The sequence below is a fragment of the Mucilaginibacter sp. 22184 genome (assembly GCF_052045695.1).
GTDB lineage: Bacteria > Bacteroidota > Bacteroidia > Sphingobacteriales > Sphingobacteriaceae > Mucilaginibacter.
The window spans coordinates 906,596-926,579 of the sequence record NZ_JBQEPI010000001.1; the positions used below are offsets into that span (position 1 = coordinate 906,596).

A 19,984-nucleotide genomic window follows, 5' to 3' on the forward strand; every position below is an offset into this window, starting at 1 on the left:
GTAATTGTAAAATTCAGGCCAGTTGTATTTGAATGGTGTACAGCGAGTGGTGAATATCAACCTTACTGCATACGCCGTTGGTGTAGGAGTAAAAATTGTAGTTACCATCGGGCAGATCAATACGGTACACATGCGGCGATACCTGTTTTATTTGCAAAAACTGCTGAAAGTTGTCGCAATAGATCTGCGCGTTATTATCGGGCTCGCGGCAGTATAGCAGCATTAAGTTCTGACTGATCTGTTTTTGGCCAAGTTGTCCGCTCTTGCCATCGTTTAGCGTCTGGTAGCAATCTCCACAAGCTTTGGTTTGACGACTGGCTTTCTCTTTGCCATTCACCTTGCGGCAAATGCTGGAGCTGATGAGCTTACCTTTCTGAAAAACAGACTCCTCATGGATATCTACCTGGATGCTCATGATGAAACGCATTTTTACCTGCGATATCATTTTCAATGACAGGTCATCGCCCTCGCGTTTTTGGTAAAGGTCCATATGACCTACTATTTTGCCGCTGTGCAATACATTGTATTTAACAATTTGCTCCTGCGCTATTAGTCCCGATGAAAAGTAAAGCAGTGCCAGCAGGGTCGCCACTTTTTTTAAAGGCGCGATGAAAGTTAAGGGGCTAATATGTTTATCCTTTAAGACCGGGGCCAGGTACTTTTTGAAGAGCCAGATGAGTAGGGCAGGTATCATGGTGGTAAAATTTAATAGAAATGAAACAACTGTTAGTGATGTTAACTACAGCTATTACAACATATTAAAGATTTACCCCTACGTGATTTCATAATATATTTACGAATATATAAAAAAAGACTATCAGTTTAGTAGTTTTTATTTTTTTTCTATTCGATTCCAACGACACTTCGCTGGACTCCAATCAAAAAAGGGTAAACAATAAGTCCAATAATTTGTAACTTGTACTACAGAAAATTAAAATACCCCCTTTAGGGGGCTGGGGGCTTAATATGCAATGGCTTGGAAGACGCGAAAGCGACAATGTAGAAGATAACCGGGGTGGTGGTGGAGGCGGCGGTGGCCGTTTTGCCCTGGGTGGTGGTATTATAAGTATCATAGCGCTGGCTATTTACTATTTTACCGGGGTTGATACCTCGCAATTGTTGAACCAGGTTGCCAGCAATGGGCAGGTGCAAACCGAACAGCAGGCCAGGGATCCAAACGCACCCAAAGATAATGCCTCACGGTTTGTGGGGGTGATATTGGCCGATACCGAAGATATCTGGACGAAGATCTTCAGCGATATGGGCAAAACGTATGAAAAACCTCATTTAAGCTTGTTTAGAAATTATACCGAATCGGCCTGTGGTAATGCCAGTGCGGCAACCGGGCCGTTTTACTGTCCGGCAGATTCTAAAGTGTATATCGATCTTTCTTTTTATGACGAGCTTAAGAACCGTTTTGGTGCTGGTGGCGATTTTGCGCAAGCCTATGTCATAGCCCATGAGGTTGGTCACCACGTGCAGAATCTATTGGGAACCTCGGCCAAAATGGACGAAGCCCGTAACCGCCTTAGCGAAACCGCGTACAACAAACTCTCCGTAAAGCTGGAACTCCAGGCCGACTTTTATGCTGGCGTTTGGGCTCACTACGAGCAAAGCATGAAAAAAGTGCTCGACGCGGGCGACATTGAAGAAGCCCTCACGGCAGCCAACGCCATTGGTGATGACCGTCTGCAAAAACAAGCCACCGGCCACATAGAACCCGATAGCTTTACCCACGGAACCAGCGCCCAACGCATGTACTGGTTTAAAAAAGGCTACGAAACGGGAGATATTAACCAGGGTGATACTTTTGGAAATGGAGATTTGGAGTAACCGTTATAAACGCCCCCGTTAGTTGTTATGTTAAGTAATTGGTCTGTTTTACAGCAAGCAAATTTACCCATAAGTGATTCCATAAATTTTTACGGGGTTATAAGAAATACCAGAAAATGATAGTGTTTTTTATTTTTGAGAAATCGGTTAAACAATTGATAATGTTAATTCATATGTTTAATTTGGAATCTCTCTAAAAACAATCACTGCTATTTATGAGGGTCATTAGAGGGATAACCTTAAAACACTGTATTATGGAAAAAAAAGAAAGCAAACTGGAAAAATTTAAAGAATTCGAAATCAAAGACCTGGGAAAAATTAAAGGCGGCCTTAAGTGGAAAGGACGTAGAGAATCGGACAATGTGGATGATTGTCGCCCTTATGCTCGTCTTGCCCGTCCTTGGGAATGCCCAATTGCGAATCCTGGATTTGGTTTTTAAGTCCAATAAATGAAATTCACAATCGGTTCAAAGGGTCAGTATGTAATAAACCATCTGTAAAGCTTTAATCCGATTTTTAACCGGTGTTTGGGCACATTTAGAGCAAAGTCTCAAAAATGTGCTCGACCCGGGTGATATCGAAGAGCCCTTTAATGCTGCCAATCCCATTGGTTATGAACCAGCTGAAAAAACAAGCCATGGGCAACATAGAATTCATTTAAAACGCTTTCCCTCCTCGTGTGTTATTTGCTTACATTAGCAATCCGCATGAAAAACTACCTTTACATCATATTTTCCATAGCTGCATTGGCGGCTTTGAGTTCCTGTTCGCCGAAAGGGCCTTATGCTTTAACCAATAAGGTGTATACGAGCAAGACAGATTCGGTTGTAAAAGTGATCGAACAGACACAGGTGCCTATGCTGGTGGATAGTGCGGGCGCTAATATTCCCGGCGAGTGGGTGGGCACGGTGAATTTTAACTTGCGTAAACCCAACTATGTGATCATTCATTTTACCGCGCAGGATTCTATACAGCAAACGCTTAAAACATTTACTTTGGTAAAGCCACAGGTGAGCGCCCATTATGTGGTGGGTAAGGATGGTAAGATATATCATATGCTGAATGACTATCTTCGGGCCTGGCATGCAGGCATCAGCCGTTGGGGTAGTATCAGCGATATGAACAGTTGCTCCATCGGTATCGAGATCGATAATAATGGGCACGAACCATTTAATGATACCCAGGTAAAAAGCCTGCTGGCCTTGTTAACACAGCTTAAAAAAGTGTACGGTATCCCAACAAGTAATTTTATTGGGCACCAAGATATAGCCCCGCTGCGTAAGCCCGACCCTGGACCCTTCTTTCCCTGGAAATTGCTCGCCGATAAAGGCTTCGGCTACTGGCGCGATTACCTGCTGGAGGTTCCACCCGATAATTTCGACTATGCCACGGCCCTCAAACTCATCGGCTATGATACCCGCGACCTTACCGCAGCCATCGTAGCCTTTAAACGTCACTTTGTTCAAACAGACGAAACTCCAACCATGACCGAATTCGATCTGAATATCCTATACAACGTATACAAAAAATATACTCCCTAATTCCTTAAGAGAGGAGTCATTGACGTGTAGGTACCGGCTTTGTTGACCCATAAGGTGCAAATCCATGATCCATTTTGTATAGCTTACCGTCTTTAAAATAATAAAATTCGGTGGTCTGATTATCCTGGTAAACGGTTCTGTAAACGGAGAGTTCTACACGAGTAGCAGTAGGGTGATCCCGGGTGAATTTTTGCTCGGATAAGCCCAATGATATTTGTTGCGTTTTGCAGCTCATCAAGAATACGAGCATTATGATGGATAGCATTAACTTTTTCATAAAACCATGACACCTTAATGCGTATATACCCTTACTCCGAAAACAAGAAAAGCCCGATTCCTGAAAACCGGGCTTTAAAAAATATGCCAATCAAAAGCCCCCTTTTAGAGAGCTGGGGCTTCGTTTATTTCTTCACCCAGCCATCTTTCAATGTCACGGTGCGGTTAAACACGAGATGATCTGGAGTAGAATATTTGTCTAAGGTAAAATAGCCTTTACGCATAAACTGTATGGCTTTACCTGGTGTGGCGTTGGCCAGATCGGGTTCTATATAGGCCTTCGGTAATATTTGCAGGCTGTTCGGGTTCAGGTAATCTTTAAAGTCACCATCCTCGTTTGATGGATCTTCAACCTGAAACAGGCGGTCGTACAATCTCACTTCGGCAGTTTTAGCATGTGGTACGCTCACCCAGTGTATGGTGCCTTTTACGTTGATACCGCTGGTATCATTGCCTGATTTTGACTCGGGCAGATAAGTACAGTGGATCTCGGTCACGTTTCCATCTGCATCTTTTATAAAGCTGTCGCAGCGGATGATATAGGCATTTTTCAGGCGTACCATTAGGCCAACACCCAGACGGAAGAATTTCTTTGGTGGCTCTTCCATAAAATCCTCGCGCTCAATCCATAGTTCGCGGCTAAACGGAAACTCACGGCTACCATCGCCACCCTCAACCTCGGGATTGTTTTCACCATGCATAATCTCGGTTTCACCTTCCGGGTAGTTGGTCAGGATACATTTGATCGGGTCAAGTACAGCCATGCGGCGCCAGGCGGTTTTATTGAGATCCTCGCGGATACAGAATTCCAGCAAACCAACGTCGATCATGTTTTCGCGTTTGGCTACGCCGATGCGGTCGCAAAACTCACGGATACTGGCGGGCGTATAACCACGGCGGCGCAAGCCACTAATGGTAGGCATCCGCGGATCGTCCCAACCTTCCACATGTTTATCCTCTACCAATTGCAACAGCTTACGCTTGCTCATTACAGTATAGTTGAGGTTTAACCGGGCAAACTCATATTGTTTTGACGGGAAAAGATCGAGCTTTTCAATAAACCAATCGTATAGCGGACGGTGTGGTACAAACTCCAGTGTACAAACAGAATGAGTGATCTTTTCGATAGCGTCTGATTCGCCATGGGCAAAATCATACATCGGATAGATACACCATTTGTCACCCGTGCGGTGATGATGTGCGTGTTTAATGCGGTACATCAGTGGATCGCGCAGGTGCATGTTTGGCGATGCCAAGTCGACCTTGGCGCGTAGCACTTTGGCTCCATCCGGATATTTACCGGCTTTCATATCGGCAAATAACTGCAGATTTTCTTCAACAGAACGGCTACGGTACTGGTTTGGCGTACCGGGTTCGGTTGGAGTTCCTTTTTGTTTAGCTATCTCTTCGGCGGTGCTGTCATCAACATAAGCCAAATCATTTTTGATCAGGGTTACGGCAAACTCATATAGCTGGTCAAAATAGTCAGAAGCATACAACTCTTCGGCCCATTCAAAACCAAGCCATTTGATGTCTTCTTTGATGCTGTCTACGTATTCAGTCTCTTCTTTGGTGGGATTGGTATCGTCAAAACGGAGGTTGGTTTTGCCGTTGTATTTTTGTGCCAGTCCAAAGTTCAAACAAATGGATTTGGAATGCCCTATGTGTAAATAACCATTAGGTTCTGGCGGAAAACGGGTTAATACCCTACCGCCGTTTTTACCGGCAGCTATATCTTCTTCAACAATTTCTTCTAAAAAATTCAGTGATCTCTCTTCGCTCATAAATAAAATAGCAATAGTTACAAAAGTAACAAAAAATTTGCCCCCTAACCCTCTGAAGGGGGAAGTTTTGACCAGATTGATGGAAGGAAATGAGAAAAAAGGCTGTTTTAAATGGGACTGCCTCTTTTTTGGTATTATAGTTTCTGCGCACACAACGTACATGCGCCAACGAAAGGGTGCTGGCTGCCTTACCCGTTATAACCTGGATCGAACTCTACAATCCATTCAATGCCATATTTATCCCTGAACATTCCGGCATAGGTACCCCATGGGCTGTCGCCAATGGGCCCTTCCACTTCTCCGCCTGCAGATAATCCGTTAAATATTTTATCTGCCTCTTCAGGGCTTTCGGCATTCAAATATATTTTAGAACGGTTTTCATTTTCGCTTACCCGCCCCATGAATCCGGGAATATCGTTGGCTATTAAAACATTGTTTTTGCCAAGCGGCAGGCCAATGTACATTATTTTACTTGCCTCATCTTCGGCTACGTGAAATTCAGGGCCTGATAAGTCTTTAAAACGGATGATTTTTGTAAACTCGCCGCCAAAAACTGATTTGTAAAAAGTGAATGCTTCTTCGGCATTGCCATTGAAGTTGATCCTGGGATTAATTGCTCGCATGATTTTTATTGTTGGTTTATTTTGTTTCCTTAATTATTAGATGAAGCAGCGAACAAATTGTCCTGTTTTTTCCAATAACAATGTAAAATAGGCTAGTCAAAACCTTTTCCTTCAGGGGGCTGGAGGGCTCGAAATAATATTGTGGCTCATTAGTATCCGCATAAGTACATCTACAGAAATATCACGGGTAATGTCGATACAAAGGCTAAAACGCCCGCAGATCTTTACCTGGCAAAAATTATAATGAAACTCCAGGATCAATCCACGCAAACTGCCCGAGTTAACAATAATGATCTCATCATCAATTACCTCGCAGGTATTGCTGGTGCGGTTAAAATAGCTGCGCAAATTTTTGATAAGTCGGTATATTGGTAACGATAGGATCATATTCAATTCACGATACTAAAATAGTATTTAATCTTCGTTTGATAATATTATCTTTTATATAAGCAGGCAGTAAACTGTTTAATAAAACCAGTAAGCGGTTAACTACGCCGGGGATGATCTCTTTTTTGCCTTTCAACAGTCCATCAATGGCTATACGGGCAACCTGTTCGGGCTCCAATACGGTAGCTTTGGATATTCCTTTCAGGGTATTGTTCATCACCAGCAACTCGGGTTTGGTATTAATACCGCCAGGACTCAGCAGACTGAGTTTTACGTTTGATCCGTACAATTCCAACTGTAAACACTTGGTAAAGTAGCGGATAAATGATTTGGTGGCGCCATAAACCTGCTTCTTCGGCACCAAGAACAAACCACCTAAACTGCCCACATTTAAAATATAAGAGGTAACAGATGCATCGGCCTGGGCTAGAAACAAGCGGGTAAGCAGCACGGGCGTAATCACATTCAGCTCAATCTGCATTTTATAAAAAGCGATGTTTTTATCCTCAAACCACGACCAATTGCCCAGCCCGGCATTGTTGATGAGCAGATGCGCTGTGATGTGCTGCTCTTTTAGCCAGGTAAAAATTTCAGCGTAGCTTTCGGTATGTGTCAGGTCGATCTCTAAATGATGAACCGTCACCGCGAAGTTTTTACGGATAAAGGAGGCCAGTTCTGGTAACCCGGATCCGGGTAAAGCAACCATTACCAGGTTTATATTCCTTCCTGCTAATTCAATAGCAAATGATTTTCCGAGGCCTTCACTTGCTCCGGTTACAATGGCGGTTAGTTGTTGCATAATTGCGCAGGTTGATTGAGTTCTGAACCCTGATGTATGGGATTAATAGAGTCTCTTGATTCGTTGTCTTTAATCCCAAGGTCATTATTCTTTAATCCTCTTAAATAATTAGCCGTTTTGCTCAAACCTTCGGCAAATGGGGTTATCCTGTAATCTAATTGGGTTATCGCTTTATTGCTGCTATATTTTTGGTCGTATTTAAGCCGGTCGGCAAATTCGGGTAAAAATACAGGGGCAATACCGGTGAGCCTGGTTTTGAGCCATTCCAACTGGCTGTAAAACTGTATGAGTTTTAGTGGTATGCGAACCATGTCCAGCTTTTTGCCTGATAGTAGTTGTAATGTTTCAAAAAAAGTATTAAAGCTGATATCATGGCCACCCAAAATATAACGTTCGCCCATGACTCCTTTGCTCATGGCAGCTATATGGCCGGCAACTACGTCATCTAAAAAAGCATAATTGGCCACCTGTTCTCCATTACCGGGAATAAAACGCCAAGTTCCTTTTAAATAGCCCGATACCATTTTACCAACAGTATTACTGTCGGTCATGGGTCCTTCACCATACACCCGGGAAGGATTTACGATAACAACAGGCAAGCCTTGTTTTACAAATTGCAAAACCTCCAACTCGGCCAGGTATTTGGTACGTTCGTAAGCGATGGGGAAACCGGTTATACGCGGGTCGGTTTCGGTCATTGGGTGTTTTATAGTTGGCCCCCATACGCCGCAGGTGGAGGTATATACCATTTTTTCTACATCACAACTTTTGGCTGTTTCCAGTACGTTACGGGTTCCGGTAACATTGGTTTCATGATAGTCGTCGGGGTTGCGGCACCACATTTTGGCCATGGCGGCGGTATGATAAACCTGTTCACATCCATCCATGGCCCTGGCCAATGTTTGTTTATACAGGATATTGCCCAATACAGGTTCAATGTTGGGATGTGTGATAAGGTAAGGATGATCTGTATCGCGACATAAAGCCTTTACCTCGTGACCTGCTGTTGCCAATGCGAGGCATAATTGCCTGCCTATAAAACCAGTTGCTCCGGTAACTAATACTTTCATACCCGTATTACACCCGGATAATCATTTACCCCTACGTCTGGCTGTAAATTTTTATCTATTTAAAAAAAAGTAACTTTTAGGTTGGCAAATGCACCGTCAGAGCTATCGCCTACCCATAATCCAAGTTTTCCACTTTTACGGTCGCTCAATTGCTTAATGCTTAAACAAGGTGTTTTTTGGCCATTGATAAAAGCCGTTACCTGGGGATATTTTATTTCTATCCGGATGTGGAACCATTGATTGGGATCCGGGGGCGAAGTAATTGCTTTTTCATACTGCGCGTTAAATTTATCGCGCAATACAAACCAGGGAAATTGCGGATGAGATATATACTGTACCATGTGTATATGACGAACAGAATCAGTTGTCAAAAAATTAAAAGGACGAAAGTATACCGCATCAAGAGTTTTGGCATCTTCCGCATGAAAAGCTACCCCTAAAAAGCTCTTTTGATACACATCTTTTCCGCGGATGTCCAGCTCAATAATGCCGTTGCTAAAAGTTACATCATTGATCAAGGCTACACCGTCATCATCATTGGCCGATAACATGATCCCGTTTTTTTCATGATTAGGCAATACGGCAGCCTCCCGGTTGCTGATGCTGAGCTGATGTGCTGAAAGCAATTTCGACAGATCATAACTAACGGTATGCTGTTGGCAGAAGGCGCTTGTTGATCCTAATAAAAAGGCTAAAATGATAGAGCCTATGATTATTTTACAATTCATGCTAAGAAGCCGTTGGTTTTAAAGTGAATGCGAAGGGTGGATATATTTATACAGACGCGTTTACCCGGTAAAAGTGACATAATTACAATTATAAATTTTACAGATAAAGTTTCATAAGTGACCAGGCAAATTACCGCGGCTAACTTATAGGTTTATATCATAAAATATTTATTTTTGAAAAAGCACTCACCACAAACCTTAATAGTATGAACATACACCAGGATCCCTACATGAACTTTGCCGATATGGGCCCCGAAGAAATGGGTTTCTTGCAGCAAGCTACCAGGGAGCTTAGCGAAGACCAGAAGAAATATTTTTATATGGTTTATAGCGGTAAACGCAAGAATGCGAATGAAATACTCATTTTTACATTGCTTGGTTTAGTGGGTGTTTCTGGAATACACCGCTTTGTTTTAGGACAGATAGGTATGGGTATCCTTTATTTTTTAACTGCCGGTCTTTGTTTAATAGGTACTATTGTTGACCTGGTGAACAATAAATCGCTTACTTTAAAGTATAATAAGGAAATGGCTTATGAAAGCCACCGGATGGCCATTCTGAATAATCAGAAATAAAGGATAAATCGGCCATATTACAAAATCTATTCATGAAATTAGCTGTATTTACCGCATATTTAGAAAGCCTGGCCCCTTTGGTGTACCAGGAAGATTATGATAACGCGGGTCTTATTGTGGGAAGCCCCGAACAGGAAGTTACCCAGGCATTACTGTCTCTTGATTGTACCGAAGCTGTGGTTGATGAGGCCATTGCCACTGGTTGCCAGGTGATCATATCTCACCATCCCATAGTTTTTAAAGGACTTAAAAAGTTTAACGGCAAAACATACGTGGAAAGGGTAGTAGAGAAGGCCATTCGCAGCCGCATTGCCATTTACGCTATACATACCAACCTGGATAATATCATGGAGGGCGTAAACCAGCGTATTTGTGATACCCTGGGGCTGAAGAACTGCCGCATTTTATTACCTAAGCATAACCTGTTGAAAAAGTTGGTAACTTTTGTACCAGGCAGCCATGCCGATGCCGTGCGCGATGCTCTATTTGCTGCCGGAGCTGGAAATATTGGTAATTACAGCGAAACCAGTTTCAATACCGAAGGTAAGGGGACATTTAAAGGTAACGAGGTTACCAATCCCTATGTTGGGGAGCCGGGTAGTCGTCATCAGGAAAATGAGGTACGTATCGAGACTGTGTACCCAGCTAACCTGGAAAGTAAAATACTGATGGCGCTGGTGCTGACTCATCCGTATGAAGAGGTGGCTTACGATCTGTTTCCGTTGACCAATCAACATCAGCAGGTAGGAGCGGGTATGATCGGTGAATTGGAGATACCGCAGAACGAAGAATCTTTCCTGTTTCATGTAAAAGATAAGATGCGCACCCATGTGATCAGGCATACGGCATTAACCGGTAAACATGTGAAAAGAGTTGCTGTTTGTGGTGGTGCCGGAGGCTTTTTATTAAAGCATGCCATATCGGCAGGTGCCGACGTTTTTATCACTGCTGATTACAAGTATCATGAGTTTTTTGATGCTGAAGGAAAGATAGTGATCGCAGATATCGGACACTTTGAGAGTGAACAATTTACGGCGCAATTATTGTATGAAATAATAAGGAAAAAATTTCCTATCTTTGCCGTCCGTTTAACAGAAGTAAATACAAACCCCGTCAAATATTTTATTTAATGGAACAAACCGTAGAACAAAAGCTTAAAGCTTTATACGAACTACAAACCATCCACACCAAAATTGATAGAATTCGCCAGGTAAGAGGTGAACTGCCAATGGAGGTTGCAGATCTGGAAGATGATGTTGCTGGTCTTGAAACCCGCATTCAAAAGATCAAAGCCGAGCTGGATGATGTAGAAGATGAGATTGTAACCCGCAAAAACCTGATCAAAGAAGCTCAGGCCAATATCAAAAAATACGAAGCGCAACTTAACGAAGTTAAGAACAACCGTGAGTATGATGCCATATCAAAAGAAATTGAGATACAAGGATTAGATATTCAGGTAAGCGAGAAAAAAATACGCGAGTATGGTTTTGAGATCACTTCAAAAACCCAGATATATGAAAAAGCACTGGCCGATCTGGATTTGCGCAAGAGTGATCTTGATGCTAAAAAAGAAGAACTAGGTACCATCACAGCCGAAACTGAAAAAGAAGAGACAGAACTGGTTGCCCAGGCAGAAAAAGCTACCGGAAATATCGAAGAGCGTTTATTAACCGCCTATAACCGCCTGCGTCAAAACGCAAAAAATGGTTTAGCTGTGGTAACTATCCAGCGCGATTCATGTTCAGGTTGTTTTAACCAGATCCCGCCTCAACGTCAGTCTGACATTCGTCAGCGTAAAAAGATTATTGTTTGTGAGCATTGCGGACGTATCCTTGTTGATGAGCAAATGGCTCTGGAAGCAGAAGAAGCATAAACGTTAGTTTATAAATATTAAAAAGGGCGCCCCAATCAGGCGCTCTTTTTTGTTACCTGAATAATTAACTATCTTGCCATAGCCAATAAACAATTATCCATGTTACTATCTATCCTGAAAAAACTATTTCTGCGCGATCTGGAAAAACTTAAGACAGAGTTGGAGTTATATCAGCAGGAGCAAAATATCTGGATTATTGATAAACAAATTGCCAATACGGCCGGTAATCTTTGCTTGCATCTGATAGGCAATTTGAATACTTATATCGGGGCAGAACTGGGCAAAACGGGTTATATCCGCGATCGGCCGTTGGAGTTTTCATCAGGTCCTATTCCAAGAGTCGAACTTTTGAAGCGTATAGATGAGACTTCACGGATGATAGCTGGAACGCTTGATAAACTAAATGAGGAGCAAACGGCTGATGAATATCCTCAGGATGTGTCTGATGGAAAAGTAAGTACAGGATATTTCTTAACGCATCTGGCTACTCATTTGTCATATCACCTGGGGCAGGTTAATTACCACCGAAGGTTACTGGATAATTAATGGACAGGTTAAGGGTAACATATACCTGTCTCATTGTTATCGCCATTAGCTCAGGCCTGCTATCCCGTCATTTTTCTTTTATTCCATTATTTATAGGCGATATCCTTTGGGCCTTGATGGTTTACTTTATTATGCGGTTTCTGTTTATTGATAAGCCTGTTAAGCTCATTGTTATAACCAGTCTGTTGTTTTGCTATATCATAGAATTTAGTCAATTGTATAAAGCGCCCTGGATAAATAATTTAAGGCACACGCTGTTTGGTCGCCTGGTTTTGGGCGAAGGATTTTTATGGAGCGATCTGCTCTGTTATACTATTGGAATTGTTTTTGGTGTTTGGATTGATAGGTTAATTCAACAGCACAGTACAACCTAAAACATACTCGTCTGTTTACCTTTCCTGGGCACAAATAAGGTATAGTCGTATTCGGGCATCTCCCGACCCGCCATAAAGCGATTGCAGGCCATCCGGAACATCTGGTGGATGGATTGTGCTATTTTGCCTTCGCCGCTCATACGGCGGCCAAAATCGCTATCATTTAACTTGTCGTCATGGCATGAGCGTATCATGTTGAGCACTTTCTCTGCACGATCAGGAAAAGCCTTGTATATCCAGTCGCTGAATATCTCGGCTATACTGCCATTGAGTCGTACAATGGTAAATCCTGCGGCCAACGCGCCCCGGTCGGCAGCGGCCTTGATAATGCTGGGTACTTCGTTACTGTTAAGTCCTGGGATAATAGGAGCTGCCATTACCCTCACAGGGACCCCTTTTTCGGATAGTTTCTGTACCACGGCCAGCCTTCCGGTAGCCGTCACGGTCCGCGGTTCCAGTTTTTGACGCAGCTGCTCATTCAATGAGGTAATAGAAACGTTTACATGCACCAGTTTCATAGAGGCTAGTTCGGTAAGAATGTCCAGATCGCGCAGGATCACATTGTTTTTGGTGATGATGCTTACCGGGTTTTTATACTTCAAAAAAACCTCCAGTAGTCCACGGGTGATCTTTAAGCGACGTTCTACAGGCTGGTAACAATCGGTATTGCCCGAAAGCATGATAGATACCGGCCGATAGTTTTTCTTGTTAAAATACTGCTCCAAGAGCTCAGGGGCATTGGGTTTGATGATGATCTTGCGTTCAAAATCAAGCCCAGCGCTAAAACCATAATATTCATGACTGTTGCGGGCATAACAATAAATGCAACCGTGTTCGCAACCCTGGTAAGGATTTATAGAATACATGTGGCTCAGATCTGGACTATTAGATTCACTTACTATCTTTTTGGGTGTTTCCTCAAAAAGCTGTGTGGCGGTATTTTCCAATAAAGGCTCGTCGATCCCCTCGATGTGCTCGGCGACATATTTATTCTTTAAAAATTTGTTGTGGGTATTTAGCTGCGCTCCCCGACCTTTAAAAAAGCCGGTATTATCATCCTGTTCCATTTAACAAATTTGCTAATATTTTTAGCAAATCACAAATCGATCAGTTTGTTTTTTATGCTGTATAATACCAGGCCAACGCGGCTCTTAATGCCCAGTTTTTCAAAAAGCTGATCGCGATAGCTATCAACGGTACGCACGCTGATGCACATGGTGTCGGCAATTTCTTTATAGGTGAGTTCGGTTCCGGTTAAGCGTAAAAATTCAATTTCCCGGGGATTTAACTTTACAACGGCCGTTTTATCGTTATTGAAATTATTTAATAAATGCTTAGTAACAAAATCCGGATAGTAAAGATCTCCTTCTGTTACTTTGAGCAAAGCAGCCTCAAACTCATGTGGTTCAGCATCTTTAAGAAGATACCCTTTTACACCCATTTTAACCATGGTGAGTACCTTTTCGGCGTCTTCAAACATGGATAGGATAATAGTACGGATAGATGGTTGGAACTTTTTAAGCCATTGCGCGGTTGAAATGCCGTCCATTATCGGCATATTAATATCCAGAATAACAATATCTGGAACTAACCCCGAAGCTATTTTGTCAACCAATTCTTTACCATGCGCGGCTTCAAATAGTATGTTGTAGCGGTTAAAGCTCTCCACCATAGAAGCAATGCCGCTTCTGAAAAGGCGATGATCATCAACCAGGGCTATTTGAATAGGTTCCGTTAACATAAGTTTCTTGTATGAGGGGGTTGAGTGAAAGGTTAATGCTGCAGCCATTGCCTGGTGAACTATTAATAGTTGCTTCGGCTCCTATTAAGGCGGCCCTGTTCACAATGTTACGCAAACCCGAGCCCCCCTTATCTTTAAGCAATTCAGGCTCAAAACCAACACCGTCATCTTCGATGGTTAAATTAAACATTTGCTCCTTATAATACAAACTCATTTTAAAGTTATCGGCTTGCGCGTATTTTAAGGCATTATTTAAGGCCTCCTGAAAGATCCTGAATAATACCAGCTCCCGCTGTTCGCCAAGTGTGTAATAATCACCATCAACCAATAACGATACGTTAATGATACCACTTCTGTTAACACGTTCGGTTTCTATTTCCAGCGTTTTTATGAGGCCCATTACACTGATATGTTCAAAACTAAGACTTTTGGAAAGGTTTCGCAGATCACTTATGGATTGGGCAATAAGTTCGCGGTTGTCATTTACCCGGGCCTTTTCATGTTCGCCCAGGTTTCTGCCCAACACGCCCAGGTTAAGTTTTACAAATGATAGCACCTGGGTAATATTATCATGCAACTCGCGACTAATATGATTTAGCGTTTCTTCCTGAATTTCCATGCGGGTTTTCAGCAATTCCTGTTGAAAGGATGATTTCAGTTGCTCCTTTTCCAATACATTTTTATTTTGTTTGCGTTGGTATAGCAACAAAAAGCTGACGATAAAAACCCCCAGCAGCATCACTATTGCGGTGCCTGCAATTATCAATAAAATGATTTCTTCATCCTTAAACAGCATATTTGAATGGGCTGATCATATTAATGGTTTGGATATAGATAAAAGATGTTACTATGTTTTTATAACAGCGGCAATAGATTTTGCTTTTTTATACTGATATATAAATGCAACAGACAGTAACGAATATAAAATAAGACAAGCAATATTCGGTATAACCTGAGCCAATATAAAGAACTTATAATTTTGTTTGTAAGCCATGTAACTGAAAGCTATGTAATAAAACAGAAAAGCAAGCGTATAAAATAATATTCCCGCAGTGGCCCAAAATGGCGGGTGACGTATAATATCGAGGCTTTCATCAACATTGTTAATTAATTTAAAATAATACAAGCACACCAACACAGTAAGCATGCTGTATTGAAGTACTATGGCAATGGTGTTTAGCATAAAAAAGCCCTGAATAAAGATCATGTCTATAAAAGAAAACAGGACTATTATGAAAAGCACAATATTTACCCTTTTTTTGTATGATCTTCTTGTATCAAGAGCGCTTATAAAGCGGGTGTAAATAACTATTTCAATAATTGTTTCCAGATTGCTGCACCAAGCATTGGTATGGTGCCATAGCGTCCAATATTTAAGGTTCGCAAACTCATAAATTACGATAAACGCCAAAAAAGGAAGGAATACCTTAAAGTTACGATCAAGCTTTTTGTAGGTGTATAAACAAACAAAAAACGCAAAAAGCTCAAAATAAAAATAGATATAATCAAGCATAAGATTACATTAAAGCATTTGCCTTTTGACGAATATGGCCTTACAAAAATATTTTAAAGGATTGCTTACGATGGGCAAAGTGGAGGGCATGTTCTGCCATTGTTAAAAGGCCCCATTGGATCTTCAGTGCCCAATGGCCCAACGCCATCTTCTATGGCATCGGTATGTTCAGTATGATTTTCAACGGTGCCTATCAATATAGCTGTAGTTTGATTGGGCGAATGCTCGTTTTTATGATCGTAAGCGGCAAAATGAATTCTTACTCCCGTAGCCTGCTCGGGTAGGTTGTTGATAAAGGATTTTAATTTATCAAGCGGTATCCAGACAGACTGCGTATCGTTGATATTGTGTTCTTTGTCAATCAGTTTTTTTCGGGTGGCAGCGTAGTGGTCCACCATTTTTTGGGCGATAGATAAATCGATAGGTTCCATTATTTGTGGTTTTTATTCAATTAAGCTGTCTCTTCCTTAATAAAATACAGCCGAATTTGATAGGGGGTATAATATACGAGGAAAACGCCAGCTTAGGTTGGTTGGTGAAAAACGTAAATAAGATCAGTACAAAATCCATAAATAATACGGATTACTCAAAAATAGGTTTTTTTTAGAAATTATCCTTATACGGATATAAATCAAAATAAGGCGAAAAATAATGTATATCAGGATAGTTTTTTGACTTTTGTAAAGCATAAAAACGCAAGGCCTAAAAATACATATATAAATAAACAAGCCATTTCGCAGATTAAATGAGCGATCGAATAAAAATGATAATTGTTTTTAACCAATAGGTTGTCAAATGATGCGAAATAAAAATAATTGGCCAATGAGTACAACAATAATCCCACGGCAGCTAAAAATGGCGGGAAAAGGAGCAAATAGGGATATTCGTCCGAATGTTTAAATAAGTTATATATATATACAAATGCCATGGTAGCCAATATAATGCTTTGTGATGCACTGGCTACGGTAGCGACAGTCCAGAAACTATGAATAAAAAAGATGTCAATCAAAGTTATAAACAGGCCAATGGCAACGGCCATATACACCCTCTTTTTGTACTTTTTTCGCTCATCTAAGGATGCCATGAATTGCCCATATACCAATAGTTCGATAACACCCTCCAGATTATTGCACCAGGCATTTGAATGATGTAATAAAATTAGCTTCATAAAGAAGATATTTATAAACTCATAAACAACAACAAATGCGAGAAACGGGAGAAAAATTTTAAAGTTTCTATCTAGGTTTTTATAAGCGTACAGGCAACTTATAAATGCAAATAATTCAAAAAAGAAATATAAATAAAACATAGATATTACTGATGGCAGTAAAGATAAACGCTATTATCGATATTATTATATTTATGTGTTTGGTGGTAGAACGACAGAGGAAAAGTAAATTAAAGCATTGTTTATGTACTATCCCTTACGAAAGTTAAATTTAAAGCAAGTAGTTGATCTTATCAATAAAATTTATAATCGCAAAATAATACTTTAGGGGCAAAATATTATTTTAAGATAAGTTGCTGTCATCCAGCAAAAAAACGAAAAGTTCTTTGGGGCCGTGGGCGCCCAATACGAGAGTTTTTTCGATATCGGCGGTGCGGCTTGGGCCGGTCACATTACTGATCATCGATGGCAGCTGGTTATCATACTTCTTTTTGATCAGCTTAAAGCCATCTTTAAGATCGAGCACCATTTGGGAGGTATAGGCCAACACAATGTGTACTGGGGGATAAATGCTCAAGCGACGGCCTGCCATGTTGCCGTTTGACAGGAGTATGCTTCCATTACGGGCTATCAGGGCTTCGCAAAAGGTAAAACCAACGTCGGCCTGTTCAAAGTCTTTGTCGGTTTCATAAAATGGGTATTCAAAACGGGTAAGGATTTCCTGCAAGCCGGGTTCCCAGCAATATATTTTGCGCCAGTTTCGCTCTTCGGCCAGGGTAAGCAAGGTTTCAATAAACTGCACTTCATCCTCGCAAAAAACAAACTGCCCGTTAACGGTAGTGAACTGTTGGGCAAACATTACCTCCGGGATCTCCTCAGCGGCTGCATAAAGCGGCAGGTCCTCCAATTGAGGGTAGGGGTTGTCCCTTTTCTCCAGAAGAGCCTTGCGGATCTTTTTAAGCAGTTTTTCTTTTGATGTGGTAATATCCCTCATGGTAAAAACAGCAAAGCCATCAGCTTAGCTGATGGCTTTATACGATTAATGTATATTAAAACTTTGGATCTTCTCCGTCAATTCTGGAAAGCTCCGGATTTGTTAAGTTATCCGGAATGGCATTGTTATCCACATCGGGGTTTAGCGCAGCCTCGCCGTTCACAAACTTATCGTAAGTGGTACGTTCGTCAAATGGCCGCTTACCCAATATCTCTTCCAGATCTGATTGAAACAGTACTTCTTTCTCTAACAATTTCTGAGCTATTTTTTCAAGTCCATCGCGTTTGTTATTCAACAAATCTTTGGTTTTCTGATAAACCTCGTCAACCAGTTTACGCACTTCGTTGTCGATCATCTCGGCAGTAGTATCAGAATAAGGCTTGTTAAACTGATATTCGCCTTGCGGGTCGTAGAAGGATACATTACCTACACTACCGTTCATACCGTAGATTTTGGTCATGGCATAAGCCAGTTTGGTAATACGTTCCAGATCGCTTAGGGCGCCGGTTGATATCCTGCCAAAAACAATGTCCTCGGCAACACGACCACCCATCGAAACGCTCATCTCATCAAGCAATTGTTCGGTAGTGTATAAAAACTGCTCTTTTGGCAGATATTGAGCATAACCCAATGCTGCCACACCACGCGGAACGATAGATACTTTAACCAATGGGTCGGCATGTTCCAAGAACCAGCCAGCAATAGCGTGACCAGCTTCGTGGTAAGCAACAATGCGTTTTTCTTCGGGCGATATGATCTTGTTTTTCTTTTCCAAACCACCGATAACACGATCAATAGCATCCTGGAAATCGGCCATATCAACCGATTCTTTATTTTTACGGGCGGCTATCAAAGCGGCTTCGTTACAAACGTTAGCTATTTCTGCACCGGCAAAGCCTGGGGTTTGTGCCGATAATTTTTTCGCGTCAACGCCATCAGATAATTTGATAGGTTTCAGGTGAACTTTGAAGATCTGCTCTCGACCGATCAAATCAGGCTTATCAATAGATACCTGCCTGTCGAAACGGCCCGGGCGTAACAGCGCCGAATCCAATACATCAGGGCGGTTGGTTGCAGCAAGGATAATAATGCCCGAATCGGTACCGAAACCATCCATCTCTACCAATAACTGGTTCAGCGTGTTTTCGCGTTCATCATTACCACCAACAATATTGTTTTTACCGCGGGCGCGGCCAATAGCATCAATCTCGTCAATAAATATGATACATGGAGCTTTATCTTTTGCCTGGCGGAATAAATCACGTACACGTGAAGCACCCACACCTACAAACATCTCCACAAAATCAGACCCTGAAAGCGAGAAGAACGGAACCTGTGCTTCGCCGGCAACGGCCTTGGCCAATAATGTTTTACCTGTACCTGGTGAACCTACCAACAGGGCTCCTTTGGGTATTTTACCACCCAGGTTAGTGTATTTTTTGGGGTTTTTAAGGAAATCTACAATTTCCATTACCTCTTGCTTTGCTTCTTCGAGGCCGGCTACATCATTAAATGTTACCGATACCTGTGCTTCTTTATCAAAAAGAGTAGCTTTTGATTTGCCGATATTAAATATTTGACCACCCGGGCCGCCTCCTGAACCACCTGACATGCGGCGCATAATAAATATCCATACACCAGCAAACAGGATAACCATGATAACACCTTGTACCAACCAGTTTGATAAAAAGCTCTCATGCCCTTGCTCGTATTGAATATTTATTTTTTGATCCTCCGGCATGTCTTTCTGTGCATTCGCTACAGATTGCTTTAGGCTTTCGTATGATGCATCGGTAAAAGTGTATTGAGGGCCATTATTTGTGGTGTTAAACAAACGCTGGTCTTTGCCGGCTTTGGCATATTGTGGTTTGTTTAAACTTTCTTTTTTGATGTAAACTTCGGCTGTTACCAGGTCGCCGCTTTTATAAGCTATCAGTTTTTCAACATCATTTTGCTTAAGCATGCCTTCCACATCTTTAAAGGTAGTAGGGGTACCCGAACCGCCGCTCAAAAGGGTAGGCACCAATAAAAACGCTAAAATAACAATGCCATAAAGCCACATAATATTAAACTTGGGTGGTTTAGGCGGTGTTTTTTTATTAAGTATTTTCCTGATAGGTTTCGGACTTTCTGATTTATTATCTTTAATATCTTTCATT

At 41.7% G+C, this 19,984-nt stretch carries 25 protein-coding genes; 9 read left to right on the plus strand and 16 right to left on the minus strand.

What is annotated here, in order from left to right; all coding sequences use genetic code 11:
• Positions 1-13: 13 nt before the first annotated feature.
• Complete coding sequence (locus ACTJKG_RS03845; RefSeq protein ID WP_440738408.1) at positions 14-694, minus strand: DUF6134 family protein; 681 nt, start codon at positions 692-694, stop codon at positions 14-16.
• A gap of 272 nt (positions 695-966) precedes the next feature.
• Here ACTJKG_RS03845 and ypfJ point away from each other — a divergent pair, with 272 nt between their 5' ends.
• The 4 genes from ypfJ to ACTJKG_RS03865 all read left to right on the plus strand — a co-directional run bounded on the left by ypfJ (position 967) and on the right by ACTJKG_RS03865 (position 3,374).
• Entirely contained in the window at positions 967-1,833 is an 867-nt protein-coding gene (ypfJ, locus tag ACTJKG_RS03850; protein WP_440738409.1) for a KPN_02809 family neutral zinc metallopeptidase, read from the plus strand.
• 254 nt (positions 1,834-2,087) lie between these two features.
• Positions 2,088-2,273, plus strand: a complete 186-nt coding sequence (locus ACTJKG_RS03855; protein ID WP_172334158.1) for a hypothetical protein — start codon at positions 2,088-2,090, stop codon at positions 2,271-2,273.
• A gap of 67 nt (positions 2,274-2,340) precedes the next feature.
• Positions 2,341-2,532: a neutral zinc metallopeptidase gene (locus tag ACTJKG_RS03860; protein ID WP_440738537.1), complete on the plus strand. Its 192-nt coding sequence runs from the start codon at positions 2,341-2,343 to the stop codon at positions 2,530-2,532.
• An 8-nt stretch (positions 2,533-2,540) separates the two neighbouring features.
• A complete protein-coding gene (locus tag ACTJKG_RS03865) occupies positions 2,541-3,374 on the plus strand; it encodes an N-acetylmuramoyl-L-alanine amidase (RefSeq protein ID WP_440738410.1) in 834 nt (277 codons plus the stop codon).
• A gap of 16 nt (positions 3,375-3,390) precedes the next feature.
• Here the strand turns inward: ACTJKG_RS03865 and ACTJKG_RS03870 are convergent, their stop codons facing one another.
• The 7 genes from ACTJKG_RS03870 to ACTJKG_RS03900 all read right to left on the minus strand — a co-directional run bounded on the left by ACTJKG_RS03870 (position 3,391) and on the right by ACTJKG_RS03900 (position 9,041).
• On the minus strand, positions 3,391-3,651 hold the full coding sequence (locus tag ACTJKG_RS03870; RefSeq protein WP_440738411.1) for a hypothetical protein: 261 nt from the start codon (positions 3,649-3,651) through the stop codon (positions 3,391-3,393).
• A 124-nt stretch (positions 3,652-3,775) separates the two neighbouring features.
• On the minus strand, positions 3,776-5,434 hold the full coding sequence (locus ACTJKG_RS03875) for a glutamine--tRNA ligase/YqeY domain fusion protein (protein WP_172334155.1): 1,659 nt from the start codon (positions 5,432-5,434) through the stop codon (positions 3,776-3,778).
• A gap of 188 nt (positions 5,435-5,622) precedes the next feature.
• A complete protein-coding gene (locus ACTJKG_RS03880; RefSeq protein WP_440738412.1) occupies positions 5,623-6,057 on the minus strand; it encodes a VOC family protein in 435 nt (144 codons plus the stop codon).
• 111 nt (positions 6,058-6,168) lie between these two features.
• Entirely contained in the window at positions 6,169-6,444 is a 276-nt protein-coding gene (locus ACTJKG_RS03885) for a hypothetical protein (RefSeq protein ID WP_172334153.1), read from the minus strand.
• 7 nt (positions 6,445-6,451) lie between these two features.
• Entirely contained in the window at positions 6,452-7,243 is a 792-nt protein-coding gene (locus tag ACTJKG_RS03890) for an SDR family NAD(P)-dependent oxidoreductase (protein WP_440738413.1), read from the minus strand.
• Complete coding sequence (locus tag ACTJKG_RS03895) at positions 7,231-8,313, minus strand: NAD-dependent epimerase/dehydratase family protein (RefSeq protein ID WP_440738414.1); 1,083 nt, start codon at positions 8,311-8,313, stop codon at positions 7,231-7,233. Before ACTJKG_RS03895 ends, ACTJKG_RS03890 begins: the two co-directional genes overlap by 13 nt.
• Positions 8,314-8,372: 59 nt before the next feature.
• Entirely contained in the window at positions 8,373-9,041 is a 669-nt protein-coding gene (locus ACTJKG_RS03900; RefSeq protein ID WP_440738415.1) for a family 16 glycoside hydrolase, read from the minus strand.
• A 206-nt stretch (positions 9,042-9,247) separates the two neighbouring features.
• Here ACTJKG_RS03900 and ACTJKG_RS03905 point away from each other — a divergent pair, with 206 nt between their 5' ends.
• The 5 genes from ACTJKG_RS03905 to ACTJKG_RS03925 all read left to right on the plus strand — a co-directional run bounded on the left by ACTJKG_RS03905 (position 9,248) and on the right by ACTJKG_RS03925 (position 12,409).
• A complete protein-coding gene (locus ACTJKG_RS03905) occupies positions 9,248-9,616 on the plus strand; it encodes a TM2 domain-containing protein (RefSeq protein WP_440738416.1) in 369 nt (122 codons plus the stop codon).
• Positions 9,617-9,648: 32 nt separating this feature from the next.
• Positions 9,649-10,746, plus strand: coding sequence for a Nif3-like dinuclear metal center hexameric protein (locus ACTJKG_RS03910; RefSeq protein ID WP_440738417.1), 1,098 nt, complete (start codon positions 9,649-9,651; stop codon positions 10,744-10,746).
• On the plus strand, positions 10,746-11,489 hold the full coding sequence (locus ACTJKG_RS03915) for a zinc ribbon domain-containing protein (RefSeq protein WP_172334147.1): 744 nt from the start codon (positions 10,746-10,748) through the stop codon (positions 11,487-11,489). Before ACTJKG_RS03910 ends, ACTJKG_RS03915 begins: the two co-directional genes overlap by 1 nt.
• A gap of 99 nt (positions 11,490-11,588) precedes the next feature.
• Positions 11,589-12,035 carry a DinB family protein gene (locus ACTJKG_RS03920; protein WP_440738418.1) on the plus strand — a complete coding sequence of 149 codons (447 nt, stop codon included), beginning with the start codon at positions 11,589-11,591 and terminating at the stop codon, positions 12,033-12,035.
• Positions 12,035-12,409: a DUF2809 domain-containing protein gene (locus ACTJKG_RS03925; RefSeq protein WP_440738419.1), complete on the plus strand. Its 375-nt coding sequence runs from the start codon at positions 12,035-12,037 to the stop codon at positions 12,407-12,409. The genes ACTJKG_RS03920 and ACTJKG_RS03925 overlap by 1 nt, the downstream gene beginning before the upstream one ends.
• Here the strand turns inward: ACTJKG_RS03925 and ACTJKG_RS03930 are convergent.
• The 8 genes from ACTJKG_RS03930 to ftsH form a co-directional block, all read right to left on the minus strand.
• Complete coding sequence (locus tag ACTJKG_RS03930) at positions 12,406-13,476, minus strand: PA0069 family radical SAM protein (RefSeq protein WP_172334144.1); 1,071 nt, start codon at positions 13,474-13,476, stop codon at positions 12,406-12,408. The two genes, ACTJKG_RS03925 and ACTJKG_RS03930, sit on opposite strands and share 4 nt — an antisense overlap.
• 29 nt (positions 13,477-13,505) lie before the next feature.
• Positions 13,506-14,150: a response regulator transcription factor gene (locus ACTJKG_RS03935; RefSeq protein ID WP_172334143.1), complete on the minus strand. Its 645-nt coding sequence runs from the start codon at positions 14,148-14,150 to the stop codon at positions 13,506-13,508.
• A complete protein-coding gene (locus tag ACTJKG_RS03940; RefSeq protein ID WP_172334142.1) occupies positions 14,116-14,946 on the minus strand; it encodes a sensor histidine kinase in 831 nt (276 codons plus the stop codon). Before ACTJKG_RS03940 ends, ACTJKG_RS03935 begins: the two co-directional genes overlap by 35 nt.
• A gap of 51 nt (positions 14,947-14,997) precedes the next feature.
• On the minus strand, positions 14,998-15,663 hold the full coding sequence (locus ACTJKG_RS03945; protein ID WP_440738420.1) for a hypothetical protein: 666 nt from the start codon (positions 15,661-15,663) through the stop codon (positions 14,998-15,000).
• 65 nt (positions 15,664-15,728) lie between these two features.
• Positions 15,729-16,094 carry a hypothetical protein gene (locus tag ACTJKG_RS03950; RefSeq protein WP_172334141.1) on the minus strand — a complete coding sequence of 122 codons (366 nt, stop codon included), beginning with the start codon at positions 16,092-16,094 and terminating at the stop codon, positions 15,729-15,731.
• Positions 16,095-16,321: 227 nt separating this feature from the next.
• Positions 16,322-16,831 carry a hypothetical protein gene (locus ACTJKG_RS03955; protein WP_440738421.1) on the minus strand — a complete coding sequence of 170 codons (510 nt, stop codon included), beginning with the start codon at positions 16,829-16,831 and terminating at the stop codon, positions 16,322-16,324.
• Positions 16,832-17,174: 343 nt separating this feature from the next.
• The gene (locus ACTJKG_RS03960; RefSeq protein WP_172334139.1) at positions 17,175-17,825 is read right to left on the minus strand and encodes a LutC/YkgG family protein; all 651 of its coding nucleotides are present in this window, start codon (positions 17,823-17,825) and stop codon (positions 17,175-17,177) included.
• A gap of 55 nt (positions 17,826-17,880) precedes the next feature.
• Entirely contained in the window at positions 17,881-19,983 is a 2,103-nt protein-coding gene (ftsH, locus tag ACTJKG_RS03965) for an ATP-dependent zinc metalloprotease FtsH (RefSeq protein WP_172334138.1), read from the minus strand.
• Between the last annotated feature and the right edge of the window lies 1 nt (position 19,984).

Coding starts and splice junctions, on each gene's coding strand:
- ACTJKG_RS03930 (WP_172334144.1), bottom strand. CDS start 13,476: ATGGAACAGGATGATAATACCGGCTTTTTTAAAGGTCGGGGAGCGCAG.
- ACTJKG_RS03960 (WP_172334139.1), bottom strand. CDS start 17,825: ATGAGGGATATTACCACATCAAAAGAAAAACTGCTTAAAAAGATCCGC.
- ACTJKG_RS03925 (WP_440738419.1), top strand. CDS start 12,035: ATGGACAGGTTAAGGGTAACATATACCTGTCTCATTGTTATCGCCATT.
- ACTJKG_RS03950 (WP_172334141.1), bottom strand. CDS start 16,094: ATGGAACCTATCGATTTATCTATCGCCCAAAAAATGGTGGACCACTAC.
- ftsH (WP_172334138.1), bottom strand. CDS start 19,983: ATGAAAGATATTAAAGATAATAAATCAGAAAGTCCGAAACCTATCAGG.
- ypfJ (WP_440738409.1), top strand. CDS start 967: ATGCAATGGCTTGGAAGACGCGAAAGCGACAATGTAGAAGATAACCGG.
- ACTJKG_RS03945 (WP_440738420.1), bottom strand. CDS start 15,663: ATGCTTGATTATATCTATTTTTATTTTGAGCTTTTTGCGTTTTTTGTT.
- ACTJKG_RS03895 (WP_440738414.1), bottom strand. CDS start 8,313: ATGAAAGTATTAGTTACCGGAGCAACTGGTTTTATAGGCAGGCAATTA.
- ACTJKG_RS03935 (WP_172334143.1), bottom strand. CDS start 14,150: ATGTTAACGGAACCTATTCAAATAGCCCTGGTTGATGATCATCGCCTT.
- ACTJKG_RS03880 (WP_440738412.1), bottom strand. CDS start 6,057: ATGCGAGCAATTAATCCCAGGATCAACTTCAATGGCAATGCCGAAGAA.
- ACTJKG_RS03955 (WP_440738421.1), bottom strand. CDS start 16,831: ATGAAGCTAATTTTATTACATCATTCAAATGCCTGGTGCAATAATCTG.
- ACTJKG_RS03910 (WP_440738417.1), top strand. CDS start 9,649: ATGAAATTAGCTGTATTTACCGCATATTTAGAAAGCCTGGCCCCTTTG.
- ACTJKG_RS03875 (WP_172334155.1), bottom strand. CDS start 5,434: ATGAGCGAAGAGAGATCACTGAATTTTTTAGAAGAAATTGTTGAAGAA.
- ACTJKG_RS03940 (WP_172334142.1), bottom strand. CDS start 14,946: ATGCTGTTTAAGGATGAAGAAATCATTTTATTGATAATTGCAGGCACC.
- ACTJKG_RS03905 (WP_440738416.1), top strand. CDS start 9,248: ATGAACATACACCAGGATCCCTACATGAACTTTGCCGATATGGGCCCC.
- ACTJKG_RS03865 (WP_440738410.1), top strand. CDS start 2,541: ATGAAAAACTACCTTTACATCATATTTTCCATAGCTGCATTGGCGGCT.
- ACTJKG_RS03845 (WP_440738408.1), bottom strand. CDS start 694: ATGATACCTGCCCTACTCATCTGGCTCTTCAAAAAGTACCTGGCCCCG.
- ACTJKG_RS03900 (WP_440738415.1), bottom strand. CDS start 9,041: ATGAATTGTAAAATAATCATAGGCTCTATCATTTTAGCCTTTTTATTA.
- ACTJKG_RS03920 (WP_440738418.1), top strand. CDS start 11,589: ATGTTACTATCTATCCTGAAAAAACTATTTCTGCGCGATCTGGAAAAA.
- ACTJKG_RS03885 (WP_172334153.1), bottom strand. CDS start 6,444: ATGATCCTATCGTTACCAATATACCGACTTATCAAAAATTTGCGCAGC.
- ACTJKG_RS03870 (WP_440738411.1), bottom strand. CDS start 3,651: ATGAAAAAGTTAATGCTATCCATCATAATGCTCGTATTCTTGATGAGC.
- ACTJKG_RS03855 (WP_172334158.1), top strand. CDS start 2,088: ATGGAAAAAAAAGAAAGCAAACTGGAAAAATTTAAAGAATTCGAAATC.
- ACTJKG_RS03915 (WP_172334147.1), top strand. CDS start 10,746: ATGGAACAAACCGTAGAACAAAAGCTTAAAGCTTTATACGAACTACAA.
- ACTJKG_RS03890 (WP_440738413.1), bottom strand. CDS start 7,243: ATGCAACAACTAACCGCCATTGTAACCGGAGCAAGTGAAGGCCTCGGA.